General features: G+C 72.3%; 18 protein-coding genes. 9 read left to right on the top strand and 9 right to left on the bottom strand.

Annotation, left to right across the window (positions count from 1 at the left end; all coding sequences use genetic code 11):
• Positions 1 to 101 precede the first annotated feature (101 nt).
• Entirely contained in the window at positions 102 to 1,019 is a 918-nt protein-coding gene (locus NITAL_RS26955; protein WP_157041583.1) for a hypothetical protein, read from the bottom strand.
• A gap of 446 nt (positions 1,020 to 1,465) precedes the next feature.
• Between NITAL_RS26955 and NITAL_RS03015 the strand changes: the two genes are divergently transcribed.
• The 3 genes from NITAL_RS03015 (at position 1,466) to NITAL_RS03005 (ending at position 3,276) form a co-directional block, all read left to right on the top strand.
• Positions 1,466 to 1,723, top strand: coding sequence for a hypothetical protein (locus NITAL_RS03015; RefSeq protein ID WP_052664598.1), 258 nt, complete (start codon positions 1,466 to 1,468; stop codon positions 1,721 to 1,723).
• Positions 1,724 to 1,876: 153 nt separating this feature from the next.
• Positions 1,877 to 2,698 (top strand): LysM peptidoglycan-binding domain-containing protein, encoded by an 822-nt coding sequence (locus tag NITAL_RS03010; protein ID WP_052664595.1) that lies wholly within the window; start codon positions 1,877 to 1,879, stop codon positions 2,696 to 2,698.
• Positions 2,695 to 3,276 carry a hypothetical protein gene (locus NITAL_RS03005; protein ID WP_157041582.1) on the top strand — a complete coding sequence of 194 codons (582 nt, stop codon included), beginning with the start codon at positions 2,695 to 2,697 and terminating at the stop codon, positions 3,274 to 3,276. The genes NITAL_RS03010 and NITAL_RS03005 overlap by 4 nt, the downstream gene beginning before the upstream one ends.
• Before the next feature lie 10 nt (positions 3,277 to 3,286).
• Here the strand turns inward: NITAL_RS03005 and NITAL_RS27755 are convergent, their stop codons facing one another.
• Positions 3,287 to 3,523 (bottom strand): helix-turn-helix domain-containing protein, encoded by a 237-nt coding sequence (locus tag NITAL_RS27755; RefSeq protein WP_052664591.1) that lies wholly within the window; start codon positions 3,521 to 3,523, stop codon positions 3,287 to 3,289.
• A 214-nt stretch (positions 3,524 to 3,737) separates the two neighbouring features.
• Between NITAL_RS27755 and NITAL_RS02995 the strand changes: the two genes are divergently transcribed.
• The 5 genes from NITAL_RS02995 to NITAL_RS02975 are packed head-to-tail and all read left to right on the top strand — an operon-like array spanning position 3,738 to position 9,061.
• On the top strand, positions 3,738 to 4,565 hold the full coding sequence (locus NITAL_RS02995; protein WP_052664589.1) for a CpaB family protein: 828 nt from the start codon (positions 3,738 to 3,740) through the stop codon (positions 4,563 to 4,565).
• Positions 4,562 to 5,911, top strand: coding sequence for a CpaE/TadZ family protein (locus tag NITAL_RS02990; RefSeq protein ID WP_052664586.1), 1,350 nt, complete (start codon positions 4,562 to 4,564; stop codon positions 5,909 to 5,911). The genes NITAL_RS02995 and NITAL_RS02990 overlap by 4 nt, the downstream gene beginning before the upstream one ends.
• Positions 5,908 to 7,236: a TadA family conjugal transfer-associated ATPase gene (locus tag NITAL_RS02985; RefSeq protein WP_157041581.1), complete on the top strand. Its 1,329-nt coding sequence runs from the start codon at positions 5,908 to 5,910 to the stop codon at positions 7,234 to 7,236. Before NITAL_RS02990 ends, NITAL_RS02985 begins: the two co-directional genes overlap by 4 nt.
• Positions 7,233 to 8,159 carry a type II secretion system F family protein gene (locus NITAL_RS02980; RefSeq protein ID WP_052664578.1) on the top strand — a complete coding sequence of 309 codons (927 nt, stop codon included), beginning with the start codon at positions 7,233 to 7,235 and terminating at the stop codon, positions 8,157 to 8,159. The genes NITAL_RS02985 and NITAL_RS02980 overlap by 4 nt, the downstream gene beginning before the upstream one ends.
• Positions 8,156 to 9,061: a type II secretion system F family protein gene (locus tag NITAL_RS02975; protein WP_052664576.1), complete on the top strand. Its 906-nt coding sequence runs from the start codon at positions 8,156 to 8,158 to the stop codon at positions 9,059 to 9,061. The genes NITAL_RS02980 and NITAL_RS02975 overlap by 4 nt, the downstream gene beginning before the upstream one ends.
• Positions 9,062 to 9,210: 149 nt before the next feature.
• On the opposite strand, the gene NITAL_RS02970 is transcribed toward NITAL_RS02975, so the two are convergent.
• The 6 genes from NITAL_RS02970 to NITAL_RS02940 all read right to left on the bottom strand — a co-directional run bounded on the left by NITAL_RS02970 (position 9,211) and on the right by NITAL_RS02940 (position 13,344).
• Positions 9,211 to 9,900, bottom strand: coding sequence for a hypothetical protein (locus NITAL_RS02970; protein WP_052664575.1), 690 nt, complete (start codon positions 9,898 to 9,900; stop codon positions 9,211 to 9,213).
• Between the two features lie 123 nt (positions 9,901 to 10,023).
• Positions 10,024 to 10,584, bottom strand: coding sequence for a peptide deformylase (gene def, locus NITAL_RS02965; RefSeq protein WP_052664573.1), 561 nt, complete (start codon positions 10,582 to 10,584; stop codon positions 10,024 to 10,026).
• A 385-nt stretch (positions 10,585 to 10,969) separates the two neighbouring features.
• A complete protein-coding gene (locus tag NITAL_RS02955) occupies positions 10,970 to 11,356 on the bottom strand; it encodes a DUF2752 domain-containing protein (RefSeq protein ID WP_052664570.1) in 387 nt (128 codons plus the stop codon).
• Positions 11,357 to 11,433: 77 nt separating this feature from the next.
• Positions 11,434 to 11,892 carry a CD225/dispanin family protein gene (locus NITAL_RS02950; protein WP_052664568.1) on the bottom strand — a complete coding sequence of 153 codons (459 nt, stop codon included), beginning with the start codon at positions 11,890 to 11,892 and terminating at the stop codon, positions 11,434 to 11,436.
• A 109-nt stretch (positions 11,893 to 12,001) separates the two neighbouring features.
• The gene (locus tag NITAL_RS02945; RefSeq protein ID WP_052664566.1) at positions 12,002 to 12,424 is read right to left on the bottom strand and encodes a CD225/dispanin family protein; all 423 of its coding nucleotides are present in this window, start codon (positions 12,422 to 12,424) and stop codon (positions 12,002 to 12,004) included.
• On the bottom strand, positions 12,421 to 13,344 hold the full coding sequence (locus tag NITAL_RS02940; RefSeq protein ID WP_052664565.1) for an amidohydrolase family protein: 924 nt from the start codon (positions 13,342 to 13,344) through the stop codon (positions 12,421 to 12,423). The genes NITAL_RS02945 and NITAL_RS02940 overlap by 4 nt, the downstream gene beginning before the upstream one ends.
• A gap of 200 nt (positions 13,345 to 13,544) precedes the next feature.
• On the opposite strand from NITAL_RS02940, the gene purF reads away from it, so the two are divergent.
• Positions 13,545 to 15,020: an amidophosphoribosyltransferase gene (gene purF / locus NITAL_RS02935; protein ID WP_211262166.1), complete on the top strand. Its 1,476-nt coding sequence runs from the start codon at positions 13,545 to 13,547 to the stop codon at positions 15,018 to 15,020.
• A 40-nt stretch (positions 15,021 to 15,060) separates the two neighbouring features.
• Here purF and NITAL_RS02930 read toward each other — a convergent pair whose 3' ends face one another.
• A complete protein-coding gene (locus tag NITAL_RS02930) occupies positions 15,061 to 16,332 on the bottom strand; it encodes a hypothetical protein (protein WP_052664563.1) in 1,272 nt (423 codons plus the stop codon).
• Positions 16,333 to 16,336 lie beyond the last annotated feature (4 nt).

Genomic DNA, 16,336 nt, shown 5'->3' with positions numbered 1-16,336 from the left:
ATGCCACGGCCCCCATCTTGGCAGCGGTCTCGCTCATTCGATCTCGCGATCGCTCGCCCTGATCCTAGCCTGATCTCGGACGATCCGGTTCATTCGCCGGATCAGTACCATGGCTCACAGGGCTCGAAGGGCTTGGAAAGCTCGGTACGGTAGACGGAGAAGGTGTTCCAGTTCTCGTTCTCAAGGAAGAAGAGAGTGATGACGACCCAGGTTGCGCATTCTCGGCGATGGTGCGTGAGCTTCATGGGACGGCCGCGAGTATCGAACTGCCCCAGATACGTAGCGCCACTGAACAACGTGCCGGCGTTGGTTCGGTCTAGATCGTAGTCCCAATAGCCGTAGGGGCCACCCTTCTGCGTATACCCGTTCGTGCCCATCATGAAGTAGGTGATGTTGAACTGTTGTGGGTAGCGATGCAGGTTCTTCTTCTCGTCTTCGAGGACAAACGCTCCCGAACAATGAACAAGCTCACACTGTCCCTGGAATCGCATGGTTCCTTGGCCGGAGGGATCACACAGTTTGTTCGTAGCACCAAAGTCATCGGAACAAAGTTCCGAGTAGGCGTAGCCGGAACCGGCGCTAATGACCCCGCAAGCACCGAGTACGGCAGCTCCGCCGACGCCGGCTGTTGGTAGACCCGCGAGGATCGCGAGGCCGCCGCAGGCCAGACCAGCGCCGAGGCCGAGCACCGTCCCTTGAGCTCCACAGGCGGCCTCACATTCATCTGCGTATGCCGACTCATCGACAGAGAATGTACGCGTGGATGAGCCACGCATCTGGATCGATATATCTTGGGTTGCCGCGTCATCCGCCTGATTTACCGTGATTCGAAACAACTCTGCATATTCGGAGTCGGAGTCGATCTCGTTCCAAACTGATTGAGAGAACTCTGGTGCCTGTGATCGTGCATCCGCCGCGATCCTGACCACACTGACGTAGACGCTGGCCTTCGTGGCGTTGTCGGTGGAAGACGCCACGACGTCTTGAACGAAGGCAGCATCATTGATTGCAGAGATCAAACGAAGATGCTGTGAGCCAGCAGGAAGAGCAGGAACCGGTAGCTTGTCGTCGACAGCGGAGATCGTATCCTGCCCGATTGTTTCCCATACTCTGGCGTCCTCATGGTTGACCCGAGTTGAACGGAGTCGATGAAGTCGGATGGCTGTGTCGATTCGGGCATCCATGACGGAAGATCAAGCGACTCGTATGCCCCAAGGCGGTCCCCCGCCATATCGAGGTTCGACATGAGGCCCATGCGTCCGAGTGCCTGAGATTGGGTTTGTGCTCTCGCGCTTTCGCTCGAGACGAATAGCCCGAGTATCAGCGTGAGTACGATCAGAACGGCCGCACGGCGTCGGTATATCGTGTGAGTCATGGATTCCCCCGAGAAGGTGTACGAGTGCCTTCCACGGGACAGGCCACTCGACCTTCACCTTGTTGTCATGTGCATCGACTCGCGCGTGGCGTGCGCCTCGGTGTACGGCCGGCGCGCCCTGACGGTGTCATCGGCCTTCTCGCCCGCGTCGCCGTCCTGGCGGCCGTCGTCGCGGGCCGCATCGTCGCCTATCCGCTCTGGTCTGGGCGGCCGCGGCCTCCCAGGAGGCGCTGGCCCGTTCGCGGGACGGCCTACGCCGGGTGGGTGACGCTGGTCCACTGGCTGGTCGGTGCGGCGACCATCGTCCGCTACTGGCGGTACGGCTCGTGCGTGTCGCTGATGATCTGACCGCAGAGGCCGAGGATGGGACGACATTGGCGATGGCCGGTCCCGTCATGCCCGCCTCCCGGACCAACCCACGCTTTTCCCCAGCCGTGGTGGATCACCCGGACCTCGTGGCACGGACCTGACTACCGTCCTTCGGGCGCGGGGAGCCGTCCCGTGCCGGACCGGGGGGTCGTCGTGGCAGCTGCTCGCGGGATCGTCCGGCTCATGGTGTGGTGCGCGGCGCTCGCCATGGTCCTCGTGGCACTCCACCGCCTGCCGGTGCCTGCCGACGCCCTCGATCTCGCCAGCCGCGAACCGGCCGATCTGATGCCGGTCCTGCTCCGCGGCGCCCGGTGGATCGCGCTCGCCTGCGCGTGGTACCTCGCCGGCGCCACGACCCTCTCGACGGTGACCACGGTGCTGGCGTGGCGGCCCCTCCGGCGGCTCGAGGATGCGGTGACGCTTCCCGTCGTGCGCCGCCTCGTGCATGCGGGCCTCGGTGCGTCCCTGGTCGTGGGGGTCGGCCTCGGGCCGGCGACCGTTGCGGCCGCGACTCCCGGCCCACCCGGCGTCGCGCCGGGGCCACCCGGCGCCTCGGGTGCGCCCGCGCCGTTGGCCGAGCTCAGAGACCCGCCGGTCGACGACCCGCCGCGAGCACCGCGGATCGCTGAGCTGCCGGGCCCGCGGGCACCCGACGTCGCCGAGCCGACCCGGGACGAGGACGAACCACCGCTCGTGGCGCCGACCCGCGCCGAGGCCGACGTGGACCTGCCGGCGAGCGGTGTCGCGACCCACGAGGTCGTGCCGGGGGAGTCGTTCTGGTCGATCGCCGCGGACCTCACCGCCGACGAGTTCGGCCGCGAACCCGAAGACGGCGAGATCTTCGAGCGCTGGATCGCGCTCATCGAGGTCAACCGCGACCGGCTCCTGATCCCCGACGACCCCGATCTACTGCTCCCCGGGCAGCAGCTCCGCCTGCCGGGCGGTGGCCGGTGAGCGGTCCGAGCGAGGCGCCGCAAGTGGACGCCCACGGCGATGGTGGCGACCAGGCCGCACTCTCGGCCCTGCTCGACGACGCGGCGGTCGACGCTGCGGTCCGTGCGCGCCGGATCGCCCGTGACGGCCGTGAGCGCGCACGGCAGGTGGCGACCTGGGTCGGCGCCCTCCGTGACCTGGCCGAGCGCGAGGCCGACGTGCAGGTGCACACCGATGCCGACGTGGCCGTCGTAGGCCGCCTCATCGGGGTGGCCTCCGACCACCTCCTACTGCGCCTGGACGGCGGCGCACTCACGGTCGTGGCGCGTCCCGCGACCACCGGCGTGCGTGAGACCGATGGTGCCGCGGCCGCCACGCCACCGGCCGCCGGCGACCGGCCTGCGCCGACCGACCAGACGCTGCTCGAGGTGCTCGACCGGTGGCACGAGGACGCGGCCACCGTCCACCTCGTCACCCGTGGCGGCGCGACCGAACGGGGCCGCATCGTGGCGGTCGGCGAGGACGTGATCTCGCTCACGACCGGCGCTGGCACCCTCCACGTCCCGGCGGACGCCATCGTCAGCGTCTCGGTGCGGTAGGGGTCGGCCGCTACCCGTCCTCGGTGCCGTCCACGTCGACGTGCTCGAGGGTGCCGGGTTGGATGCGTGCACCCTCGATGAAGGCATCGACCTCGGCCTGCTTGAGCCGGATGACGCGTCCGATCCGGTAGGCGGGCAGCTCCCCCGAGTCGATCAACCGGTACAGCGTGGCCGTGGCGATGCCGAGGTGGCGTGCCGCCTCCTTGGTCGACAACCACGCGATCGCGTCGTCCCCGTGCCCGGCCACCTCACCTCCGTCCGCGCTCGTCCTGCACGTCGCGCGCAGCCTACGACCTCGGTACGGCCTGGACCGTCGCTGTCCACAGGCGGCCAGCCGGGACGGTCGTGGACCGCGCTCGTCCACAGCCCGGCCGGACACGGATCGGCCTCGTCCGGTGGGTCCGGCTAGCTTCCGCCGGGCAGCCGCGCCGGGGGGCGCGGCGACGAGGACGGGGGTCCGCGTGTCCCACGTGACAGATCCGTGGTCGACGTCGGCCGACGCGCCAGCAGCGGCCGGCGCCGAGGCTCCGGCAGCGGTCACCCCGACGTCCCAGCGGCGCATCGTGCCGCGACGGACGTTGCCCGGCGGGCGGGCGGTGCTCGGCGCCCTGCTCGTCGCCCTGGCCGTCGTGGGCGTGGTCGTCGCGCACCTGTCCGCGACGGCGGCGCCACGTGATCGGTACCTGGTCGCCACCAGCGACCTCCCGGCGGGGATGTTGTTCGGTGACGTGCGGGTGGTGCAGGCCAACTTCCGCCAGGTCGCGCTCGACCTGCCGGCCGAGGTCGCGGCGGGGGCGGTGCACGTCGACGATGCCGCCACGCTGGTCGGTCGCCGTCTGCTCGGTGCCGTCCAGGCAGGGGACCTGCTGCTCGCTTCGGGTCTGGCCGACGTCGGCGCCGATCGGGGGACCTCGACCTTCGCGTTCTCGGTCTCCGCCGATGCGGCCGTCGGCGGGACGCTGACCCCCGGTGATCACATCGACGTGGTCGCCACGACCGGCACCGGTGCGGAGGCCACGACCGCGTACGTGGTACGGGCGGCTCCGCTGACCGCCGTCCAGGCCACCGGCGGTGGCCTCGGAGGCGAGGCGGTGCGCCTGACCGTCGAGCTCGCACGCCCCACCGACGTGCAGGCGCTCGCGCACGCCCTCGCGACGGCCGACGTCGTGGTCGTGCGCAGCCCCGACGTGACCAGTGGCGCCCCCGATCCGTACCGCTTCGACCCACAGGCGCCGGGTGTCGAACCGGCCGCCGAGCTGCCAGCACCCGCCAAGCAGCCGGTGCCGTGAGCGGCCGTCTGAGCGTCCTGACCGTGGCCGGCGCGCGGTCCGCGTGGTCGGGTGCCGTCGCCCGCTGGGCCGCCAGCGCGGTCCTGCCCGTCGAGGTGGTCCGGTGCGTCTCGATCGGTGAGGTCCGGGCACGGCTCGCGACGGGGCGCCCGTGGTCGGCATTGCTCGCCGACGCCGCGCTCAGCGGCGTGGACCGGGACCTCGTCGCGGCGGCCGACGTCGCGGGCTGCCCCACCATCCTCGTCGACGAGGACGGTGGCCGGGACCTGCAGCCGCTCGGGGCCGCCGCCGTCCTCGGTGCACCCTTCTCGCGGGACGAGCTGCTCGGCGTCCTCGCCCTGCATGGCCGGCAGCTCGCCCCGGGGCGGGTCGCCGTGGTCCCCGACGGCCCCGCACCACCCGCCGTACCAGGGACCCTCCTCGCCGTGACGGGGACCGGTGGCAGCGGGACCTCGACCGTCGCTGCCGCGCTGGCACAGGGTCTCGGCAACCCTCGACCGGGGCGCCGCTACGCGCCGGTGATGCCGCGTCGGGACGTCGTCCTCGCCGACCTGTGCCGCCGCGCCGACCAGGCGGTGCTGCACGATGCGCGGGTTCTCGTGCCCGGCCTGCGCGAGGTCGTCGACGCCCACCGGACCAGTACGCCGTCCGCCGCGGATCTGCGGGCGCAGACGTTCGCGCTGGGCGACCGCGGCTACCACCTGCTGCTCGGGCTGCGGCGCCCGGCGCACTGGGCCACGCTGCCGCCCCGGGCCGTCGATGCGTTGCTCGACGGGCTCCGGACGGCCTTCGAGGTCACCGTCGCGGACGTCGACCCGGACCTCGAGGGCGAGGCGGTCAGCGGATCGTTCGACGTCGAGGAGCGTCACCACCTGACCCGGGCCGCGCTCGCCAGGGCCGACGTCACCCTCGTCACCGGTGAGCCGACCACCCTCGGGTGCGCCAAGCTGGTGCGCCTCGTCGCCGACGTCCTCGCCCACGAGGTCGAACCGCACCGCCTCCTGCTGGTGCTGCCGCGTTCGCCCCGGTCCCCGCGCGCCCGGGCCGAGCTCGTGACGGCCCTGGCGGATCTGCTGCGCGGCGCGGTCGGTCCGGCAGCGGAACGGATCGCCTCGCCGCTCGGCCTGCCGGAGCGACCGGTCGACGAGGCGGTCCGCGACGGCGCACCGCTGCCCGCCTCCCTGCCGGACAAGCTGGCAACAGCGGTCGCTGCGCTGCTCGGTCGGGTCGGCACACGTGCGTCTGCGGTCGAGGCCGCCCCCACCCCGATCCGCCCGGGAGAGCTCGGGCTCGCGACCGAGGACCGACCGCTGCCCGGCCCACCGGCCGACGGGTGGCCGGCGTGAGCGCCATCGACGCTGCCGACGACCGGACGCTCTCACCGCTCGCCGAGATCGAGACCCGCGTCCTCGCGCTCGCCGAGGACGAGACCCTCGACCTCGCCGACGATGCCGCCCGGCACCGCATCCGATCGCTGATCGAGGACGAGGTGGCGCGCTGGCGGCGCGACCACGATGCCGGACGTCGGCCGTTCGACCTGCCCACCCCCGAGCTCGTCGTGGAACGCGCCCACCGCAACCTCGTCGGCTACGGGCCGCTCGAACCGCTCCTGCGCGACGACGACGTGTGGGAGGTGATGATCAACGCGCCGGACCAGATCCTGGTGCGGCGCCACCGCGGGGTGTCCGGCTACCACGACGAGACCTTCCACGACGACGATCACGTCCTGCGCACGCTGACCAAGCTGCTCGACGACGCCTCGACCTCCCACCGCACCCTCGATCCGTCCGAGGGGTTGCAGGACGCCCAGCTCGACGACGGCTCGCGGCTGCACATCGTCCACCGCGACGTCGGACGCGGTGGCCACCTGCTGGTCAACATCCGCCGCTTCACCGGCGTGGCGTACCGCTCGCTCGACCAGCTCGTGGCCGGCGGGATGTTGTCGGTGGAGGTCGCCGCGCTCCTGCGCACCGCCGTGCGGGCCCGCGCTTCGATCGTGGTGGCCGGGGCACCCGGGGCCGGCAAGACCACCCTCCTCGCCTGCCTCGCTGCGGAGCTCGACCCCACGCTGCGCGTGGTGACCGCCGAGGAGGTCTTCGAGCTCGACGTGCCGCTGCCGAACGTCGCCGCCATGCAGACCCGTCCCGGCCGCCCCGACCGCCCAGAGGTCGACCTGCGCCGGCTCGTGGCCGGGTTCCTGCGCATGGCTCCCGACGTCGCCATCGTCGGTGAGGTCCGCGATCGCGAGGCGCTCCCGTTGCTGCTCACCCTGTCCTCAGGGGTGACCGGCTACACCACGATCCACGCGGGGACGGCTCGACAGGCGCTGACCCGCCTGCGGTTCATCTGTCAGCTGGCCGACACGCGCTCCGAGCTGCCCCTGCCGGCGCTCACCAACCTCGTGGCCGGCGCGGTCGATCTGGTGGTGCACGTCGGCCGCGTCGACGGCCGCCCCTGCGTCACCGAGGTGCTCGCCGTCGAGGATGTCTCGGGTGACGCGAGCGGGGCCACGTTCACCACCACCGACCTCGTACGGGCCACCCCGGACGGGCGGGCGTGGCGCTGGAGCGGCGCGCTGCCGGTGCGCCTCGCCGAGCTCGCCCGCACGGTCGGTGAGGACGTCCGGGTCGACCTCGCTGCGATCGGCCGCGATCACGAGGGACCGCGGTGAACGGCCCGTTCGGCACCTTGATCCTGGCCGCGCTCGCCGGAGCCGGTGCCTACCTGTGGGCCACCGCGGTGCTGCTCGGTTGGCGCGGGCTCGGCCCCGGGCTGGGTGCTGGGCGCAAGGCAGCACAGCGCCGCTCCGCGACCGACGTGCTCGCGCAGGCCGGTCTCGAAGGGGTGCGGCCGGCGCAGTTCCTCGCCGTGTGCGTCGCCGTCGGGACGGTGCTCGGCCTGGTCGCCTGGGCGCTGTTCGGTGGCTGGCCGGTCGCCCTGGCGGTCGGTGTCGTCGGTGCCCTGGCGCCGGCGGCGGTCGTCCGACGCCGTCAGCACCGCCGTCGCGAGCAGGCCCGCGACGCGTGGCCCCGCCTCCTCGAGGAGCTGCGTCTCCAGGTGGTCAGCGTCGGCCGGTCCGTGCCGCAGGCGCTCGTCGAGGTGGGGCACCGCGCGCCCGAGGACCTGCGACCTGCGTTCGCCGCGTCGGCGCGTGAGTGGCAGCGATCCACCGACCTCGACCGCGCGCTCGACGTGCTGAAGGCGCAGCTGGCCGACCCCGCGGCCGACGCGGTGTGCGAGACGTTGCTGGTCGCCCACGAGGTCGGTGGCCGTGACGTCGACCGACGGCTGCGTGAACTGGTCACCGACCGCACCGTCGACGTCCAGCAGCGACGCGACGCCCGGGCCAAACAGGCCGGCGCGCGGTTCGCCCGGACCTTCGTGCTGATCGTCCCGGTCGGCATGGCGGCGGTGGGCCTGGCCATCGGTGACGGGCGCGGTGCCTACGCGGCACCCGGGGCGCAACTGCTGGTCCTCGCCGCGATCGGCGGTATCGCGGCGTGCTGGTGGTGGGCCGGGCGTCTCCTGCGCCTCCCCGAGCCCGATCGGGTCTTCGTCGCACGGGACGAACGCGCGACCGGCAGGCCGGCGTGACGGGCCTGCTGGTGCTGTCCGGGCTGACCCTGTGGGTCGGCCTGACCCTGCTGCTCGCCGAGGTGCGCTGGTTCTCGCGGCCGCCGCTCACCGACCGGCTGGCGCCGTTCGTCCCCGGAGGAGACGAGGTGCCTCGTCGTTCGGGGTGGTGGTCGGTCGCGACGGTGTCCGAGGTGATCGCCCCGCTGGCCCGCGACATCGGTGCGGCGGTCGGTCGTGCCGTCGGTGTGACCGAGGACCTCGGACGGCGCCTGCGCCGCGTGCACGCCACCGCCGACCCGACCAGCTTCCGGGTCCGGCAGCTCGGCGTGGCCGCGGCCGCCTTCGCCGCTGCGGTCCTGCTCGCCGTCCTGCTGCGCCTCCCGCTGCTGCTGGCGGTCGCGGTACCGACGATCGCAGCGCTGCTCGCCCTCCTCCTGGTCGAGCAGCGGCTGCTGACCGCGTCGGCCGCCTGGCAACGCGCGCTCACCCTCGAGTTGCCCGTCGTGACCGAGCAGCTCGCCATGCGCATGGGGGCGGGGGCATCGCTGACCGTCGCGCTCGAACGCGTCGCGTCGCGGGGACGTGGGGCCGTCGCGCGCGACCTCACACGAGTCACGGCCCGCATCCGTCAGGGCGTCGCGGCCGACCGTGCACTGGCCGAGTGGGCCGACCTCGCCGCCGTCGACGCCGTGACCCGCCTCGTCAGCGTGCTCCAGCTCGACCGCGACACCGGCGACCTCGGTCGGCTGCTGGCCGCCGAGGCACGGACGCTGCGTCAGGAACAGCACCGGCATCTGATCGAGGTGGCCGAGAAGCGGGGCCAACAGGTGTGGGTCCCGGTGACCGTGGCCGCGCTCGTCCCCGGGACGGTCTTCATCGCCATCCCGTTCGCGTCCGCGATCAGCCAGCTCTTCGGCTGAAGGGAGCGTTCGGCTGAGGTCAACCCGCGCTGCGTTCGGTAGCGGGTGTTGTTCGATGGGCCCGACCAGCCCGGCCGTGGCAACACGGCGGTTCTGCCCACGATCGGGAACGATCCTCGTACGCGGTCAGGGCAGTTGCCCAGCCGCCGCTACCTGCTCACGGACCAGTGCCGCCGTTCCTGGCGGCGCGCTGTGCGCTTGATCGCCCAGGCCACAGGGAGGCCCACAACCGCGGTGGCCACCACTGCGGACGCCTGCGGTATCAGCTCGCCGTCGAGGAGGTGGATCCCGCCGAACCCCAGCAAGACGAGAGCCGTCACCGCCGACGGCAGGATCATCCGGTCCTCACGCAGCTCCGGGGTCAATGACGAGACGATGTCTTCGCCGAGCAGCAGCAACGCTCCCATCACGAAGTACGCCTCGTCCAGCGGAGCGAGCCATCCGCTCATCACCAGCGTGGCGCAACACCCGGCGAGTCCGACCCCGAGCCCAGCGGCGGGTCCGCGTTGCCCGGCGACCCAGAGCCCGTGCCCCAGCGCAGCCACGAGGGTGACCCCCACTGCCAGGACCACGGCCAGCTCGCTCAGCTCTCCCGCTGTCGATGCGTCACGGACAACGAGCACGAGGACCGCGAGCGCGGGGAGGTTCTGGACGAACAGCACCACGAGTGAGAAGGGAACCGTCGACCCGTCGCGCAGTCGCGGCGTCGCCAGTGCCAGCAACATCGGGACCGACAGCCACACGGGATCGCCGAAACCGAAGAGCCAGGCACCGACGATCAACAGCATCCCGCCGAGGCCGACCGCCCACCGCCACGAGACCCAGTCGGGCTCGCCCACACCGCCCCCTGAAAGTCAGCAGCAACGGAAGCGCTGCTCGCTGGCGAAGGATGCCACCTGGTGCGGAGTCTTCGCGACCGCAGGCGAACAACGCCCGTGGGAGCTACCTACCGGGCTCAGCGATCAGTCCGCTGGCCACCGTTCGGGGTAGTCCTCCGCGACACGAGCATGCTGGAGGCGAAGGTCGCGTCGCTCCGGAGGGGTGAGATGGTCCTCGAAGACCACTCCCTCGAGGTGGTCGACCTCGTGCTGGAGGCAGCGCGCGAGTACGCCGGTGCCGCGGACCGTGATCGGTTGGCCGAACTGGTCCTGCCCGCGGCAGACCGCCGTGTCGGGGCGGGCCAGCGGGAGGTACGCACCTGGCAGGGACAGACAGCCCTCCAGGGCGACATCGCGCTGAGGGCCGAGCAACCGCGCGATCCTCGGGTTGCAGACCAGCCCCTGCCGTCGCCGCCCGTTGGCATCCTCACAGTCGTACACGAACACGGCGAGATCGACGCCGATCTGCGGCGCGGCGAGTCCCGCCCCCTGCGCGGCTCGGTTGGTCGCGAACATCGCGGCGAGAAGGTCCCACAGGTCTGCGTCGAAGGCCGTGACCGGACGCGATGGCCGGTGCAGCACCGGATGGCCCCACCTGAGGATCGGCGCGGGTTCGCCCCGGACGAGCAACTCCTCCAAAGGCATGCGGTCCCCGTCCTCAGCGATCGACCTGCTACTCGAATCTACTCGCAACGCCCGTTGGAGTGATCAACTGCGCTACCGCGAGTAGAGCGAGGGCAGATGGACGTGAGGACGCTCCGAGTTCGCGACTGGCTCTACCTCCTTGCGTTCTTCGGCTTGTTGGTCGTCGCAGTGGTGGACCACGCAGGGTCCATCGCCTATGCGAGTCTGGCGCTCTGCGGCATCGTGATGTTCGACCTGTGGCAGGTCCGAAGTGCGAGGAGACCAGCGGAGACGGGGCGGCGTCCCGACGCCTGACTACCTGAGAAGCGGTGGCATTCGGGTGTATGCGTAACGCCCGTTACTGCGCATCCCTCCGGGCTTGTCCCATCCACACCCGCTGCCGAACTCACCCCGCGCTGGAACCGAGCCACGCCAGTGGTCCCCACGGCAGGTTGCGTGCCACCATGAACACCGTCATCACGACCGCGATGGTCCACCCGGCCCACGTCGGCAGCTCCGGCCGGGTCCGTCGCCACCCGAGCCGGAACGCCAGCCACCCCACCCAGCCGCCGGCCAGCACCGGCAGCAGCAGCACCGTCACCACGTTGTGGTCGAGCGCCACCAGCGGCTCGCCGCGCAGCAGCGCCGCCAACGCGCGCGTCCCGCCGCATCCGGGGCAGTCCAGGCCCGTCGCCGCACGGAACGGGCACCGCGGCGACCAGCCCGCACGGTCCTCCGGATCGACCACGGCGAGCACCACGCACACGGCCACCGCCGCCACGCCCACCGCCACCGGCGCCGCCCACCGCGGCGGACCTCGCCTGGCCGCAGGGGCCTCCGGGGGCGACGTCGGGGGTGCGGCGATCCGGGTCACGCGAAGGAGACGACGAAGCCGAACCACAGCACCCACGCCAGGAGGCCCGCACCCACCGATACCAGCGTCCAGGTCCGGGCCTCGTCCGCTCGTTGCTTGGCCACCACCCCGTTGCCCATGTCCATCGCCGACCGGGCCTGCGACGACTTCACGATGCCGACGATGCCGAACGGCAGGCAGCACAGCACGGTGGCCACGATCGACTGCCACAGCCACGGATCGACGTCGTTGACCGGCGTGTACCCGCCACCCTGGGCGGGTGAGGACTGCCACGCCGGCGTCGACTGCTGCCACGAGGGTGTCGGTGTGGGCGCCGGCGGGGGCTGCTGCCAGCCGCCGCCCTCCGGCGGGCGCTGTTCACCCCACTGCGCCCCGTCCCAGTACCGCTGGCCTCCCGGGACCTCAGGGTCGGGGTACCACCCCGCCTGCGGTCCGGACCCACCCTGGTCGCTCACGTCGTCACCCCTCATCGGTCGGCGTGGCGGCCCCGGTGGGCCGTCCAGCCACGTGTCGGCGCACCCCGCGCCGCGCCGGAGTCAAGCACGGGGTGGGGACGCCGGCCTCTCACCACGCGAGCAGAGCCCCGAACACGGTGAGCACGAAGCCGCCGACGAACAGCACCAGCACGACGCCCACCGACCACAACGTCCAGGTCCGGGCCTCCGCCGCCCGCCGCTGCGCCAGGGCCACGTCCCCCATGTCCCGAGCCGTCGACGCCTGCGTGGACTTGACGATGCCGACGATCCCGAGCGGCATGCAGCACAGCACCGTCGCGACGATGGACTGCCACAGCCAGGTGTCGATCGCCGGTGTCGTGGTCGCCGCCGACCAGCTCGGGGCCGTGACCGGCTGCGACCCCCACGGGGTCGCCTGGCCCGGACCGGCGCGCCGGTGCTCGGTCCAGGCCTGGCCGTCCCAGTACCGCTCGCCGCCGGGGACCTCGACGTCCGGGTACCACCCCGGAACGGGGCCCTGCTGATCGCTCACGTGTCGTTCTCCTGAGGTCGCGGCGCGGTGACGGGCAGGCCGAGCAGCCGTGCCGCGTTGTCGTGCAGCACGCCCCGCAGGCCCGCCGGGTCCAGGCCGAGTTGGGCCAAGCCTCGCAGCTGGGCGGCGTAGACGTGGGGGATCGTGGGGAAGTCCGATCCGAACAGCAGCCGGTCGGCGATGGCCCGCAGCCGCGGGAGCAGCGCGTCGTGGTCGGTGGGGAAGTAGGGCGGATCGGTCAGGACCATCGCCGTGTCCATCCGCAGCGTGGGCGCCGCCTCCGCCAACGCGAGGAACCCCGCGAGGTCCGGGGCGCCGAGGTGGGCGACGATCACCGTGACGTCGGGGTGCCGGTCGAGCAGCGCTCGGATCGCGTCGGGACCGCAGTACTCGCCGCCGCCGTCCACGCCGTAGACCGCGCTCGCGTGGACGACCGCCGGGACACCCGCCGCGGCCAGCTGGGGCCACACCTCGCCGAGGCGTGGGTCGGTCGCGTGGAACCGCCCGACCTGCAGGTGCACCTTCGCGACCCGCCCGCCACGCGCGATGGCTTCCGCGACGTAGGTCGCTGCGTCGTCCTCGGCGTGGAAGGTGAACGTCGGCAGCACCTGCGCGTGGGCCTCCGCCGCCGCCAGGGTGTGCTCGTTGCACCACGCGGCCACACCCGGCTTGTGCCCGTACGCGAGCGCGGTGTGGTGGATGACGCCGAGGTTGCGCAGGGTCGCGAGGCGGGTCGCCTCGTCGTCGCGGTAGGTGACCGGCCACGGCGGGTCCTCGAGCCGGTCGAAGAAGGCCCAGACCGCCTCCTGCAACCGGTGGGGGAGGAGGTGGACGTGCACGTCGATCAGACCGAGGAGGCCGAGCGAGCGCACGAACGGGGCGACCTCGTCGTCGCGCGACGGGAAGGCGGCGGCCGGCACCGGCGCCGACGCAGGTGGTCCCGGGCCGAGATCGTCCGGACGTCGCGGCAACGGTGATCTCGGCGGGTCGGAGGCAGCGCGGGGAACGGTACCTCGTGGTCCGGTGGCGACCGTGGCGCGGGGTCGCTCGGTGGGCCGTGCCCGGCACCCACCGCAGGTACCCTCGCCTGACCCGACCCCGTCCTGGCGGAGCGACCACCGTGCAGCAGCCTCCACTCGACGGCGTCGCCGACGCTGGGCTCGACGCGCTCCCCGAAGGGGTCGATCTGGCGGGCTACGGGGAGGGGCCGCGCGAGGAGTGCGGGGTCTTCGGCATCTACGCCCCCGGTGAGGACGTCGCGCGCCTGACCTACTTCGGGCTGTACGCCCTCCAGCACCGCGGCCAGGAGGCGGCCGGCATCGCCGTCTCGGACGGCCGCCGGATCGTGGTCCACAAGGACACCGGGCTGGTCAACCAGGTGTTCACCGACACCGGTCTCGCGGCGCTCGAGGGCGACCTCGCCGTCGGGCACTGCCGCTACTCGACCACGGGTGGGTCGACCTGGGTCAACGCCCAGCCCCAGTACCGCGAGACCCCCGCCGGTGGCGGGCTCGCCCTCGGGCACAACGGCAACCTGGTCAACACCGCCGAGCTCGCCCGCGAGCTCGACGAGCCACCGAGCAACGATTCCGAGGTGATGGCAGGACTGCTCGCCCGCGACGCCGACGTCTCCCTCGAGGAGGCCATCCTCCGGACCGCGCCCCGCCTGACCGGCGCGTTCTCGGTCGTGGTGATGGACGAGAACCGGCTCTACGCCTTCCGGGACGCCAACGGCGTCCGACCCCTGCAGATCGGACGCCTGCCCGCCGGCGGATGGGTCGTGGCCTCCGAGACCGCCGGCCTCCAGATCGTCGGTGCGGTGTACGTGCGCGACGTGGCCCCCGGCGAGCTGGTCTGCATCGACGACCACGGCCTGACCTCACGACGGTTCGCCCCGCCGACGCCGAACTTCTGCCTCTTCGAGTGGGTCTACCTCGCCCGGCCCGATCACCGCCAGGACGGTGGCAGCGTCCTGTTCGCGCGTCGGCAGATGGGCCGGGTGCTCGCGCAGGAGGCGCCGGTCGACGCCGACATCGTCATCCCCGTCCCCGAGGCAGGCCGCGACGCCGCCGCCGGGTACGCGGCTGAGGCCGGCCTGCCGTTCGCCGACGGTCTGGTCAAGAACCGCTACGTCGGACGGACCTTCATCCAGCCGTCGCAGTCGCTGCGCCAGCTCGGGATCCGGCTGAAGCTGTCGCCGGTCCAGGAGGTCGTCGAGGGCAAGCGCCTGGTGGTGGTCGACGACTCCATCGTGCGCGGCAACACCTCGCGGCAGCTGATCCAGATGCTGCGCTCGGCCGGGGCCGCCGAGGTGCACCTGCGCATCACCTCGCCGCCCATCAAGAACCCCTGCTACTACGGCATCGACATGGCGACCCGTGCCGAGCTGATCGGTGCCGACCTCACCGTCGACGAGATCCGCGACTTCGTTGGCGCGGACTCGCTGCACTTCATCTCGCTGGACGGCCTGATCTCCTCGACCCCGCACCAGAAGAAGTCGCTGTGCCGCGCCTGCTTCGACGGTGAGTACCCCATCCCCGTCCCCGGGGAGCACGAGCACCTCGCGCAGTTCAAGTTCGACTTCGACACCGTCTGACGTGGCCGCTCCGCCCGGCGCGTCCGGCCGGGGTACCCGTTCAGGCATCCAGGAGCGGCGGTCGCGGGCGGGCGACCGCGAACAGAAGCGGCGGGACGATCGCGGCGAGCAGCGCGAGCCAGCCGGCCCGCACCATCCAGGCGCCGCCGGGGCCGAGCGCCGTCCCGACGGCGGCAGCGGTCACGAGGGTCACCGCGGCGACGTTGGCGACGACCGCGCGGGTCACCGCCCGTTGCTCCAGCCGGGCGATGATCTGCGCCCGCACCGGCACCGTCGGACCACGCAGCATCGGCGCGAGGAAGGTCAGGGTGGCCGTGATCGCCGGCAGCAGCACGCCGACGAGGATGGCCAGACCGAGGGCGTCGAGCAGCCGCCAGGACCCCGTGGCGACGATGGCAACGTCGGCCCAGACCACCGCGACGAACCAGAGGCAGACCGCGATGAGCGGCGCCTTGGTGGCCGTGGGCTTGGCGCGGAGCGTGGCACGGAGCACCGCGACGCAGGTCACGGTGGCCGCCCACGCGAACACGGCGAACGCGGCAGCCGCCGCCAGCCGCAGCGGCACCACCGCGGCACCACCGACCCCGGTGGCGAGCAGGAGCAGCACCGCCACGGTCAGGGCGGTCGCGCCGTGGCGGAGGACACCAGCGGCACGCTCGTCGGCGCCGGGCAGGATCCGCGTGCGGGTGATCGTCGGCCCGAAGAAGACCAGGGTGCACAGCAGGGTCAGACCGCCCCAGCCGAGGACGTTGACGTGCAGGTGGGCGAGCCTGGCCGGTCCGTGCCAGGCACCGGGCAGGACGCCGACCCCGAGCAGCAGCCCGAGGATCGCGCCGTGGATGAACGCCCCGTGGGCCCGCTCGTAGCCGCGGACCACCCAGGTGAACCGTGCCCCGACCGCCGCCTTCCGGAGGCGGCGCAGCCGCAGATACGCGACGAACACGACACCGGTGACGACGGTCGCGCCGGCTGCCACGGCGACGGTCCACCCACCGGGCAGCCCGACGAGCACCAGCAGGACGCCGACGTTGAGCACCGGGAGCTGCCAGCGGATGTGCTGCTCGGGGGCTCGCGTCAGCGTGCGCCCGAAGTGCTCGGTGAACACCAGGATCAGGTTGGTCAGCGCGCCGAGCGTGAACAGGTGCACCGCGAACCAGCGGCCGCCGGGCAGGGCGGCGCCGGCCACCACCCACACCGCTGCAGCCACGAGGTAGGCGACTGCCACGCGGAGGTTCGGGACCGCCCCACCGAAGGGGGAGATGGGGGTCGGCTGCTGCACGGGGAGCCGCCGACCGGCTTGGATCGTGCTCAACGGA

Source organism: Nitriliruptor alkaliphilus DSM 45188 (assembly GCF_000969705.1).
GTDB lineage: Bacteria > Actinomycetota > Nitriliruptoria > Nitriliruptorales > Nitriliruptoraceae > Nitriliruptor > Nitriliruptor alkaliphilus.
This window is presented reverse-complemented; position numbering and strand designations above follow the sequence as displayed.

Bases quoted from the DNA above. Each gene is read 5' to 3' on its own strand.
- def (WP_052664573.1), bottom strand. From the start codon at position 10,584: ATGCCTTTGGAGGAGTTGCTCGTCCGGGGCGAACCCGCGCCGATCCTC.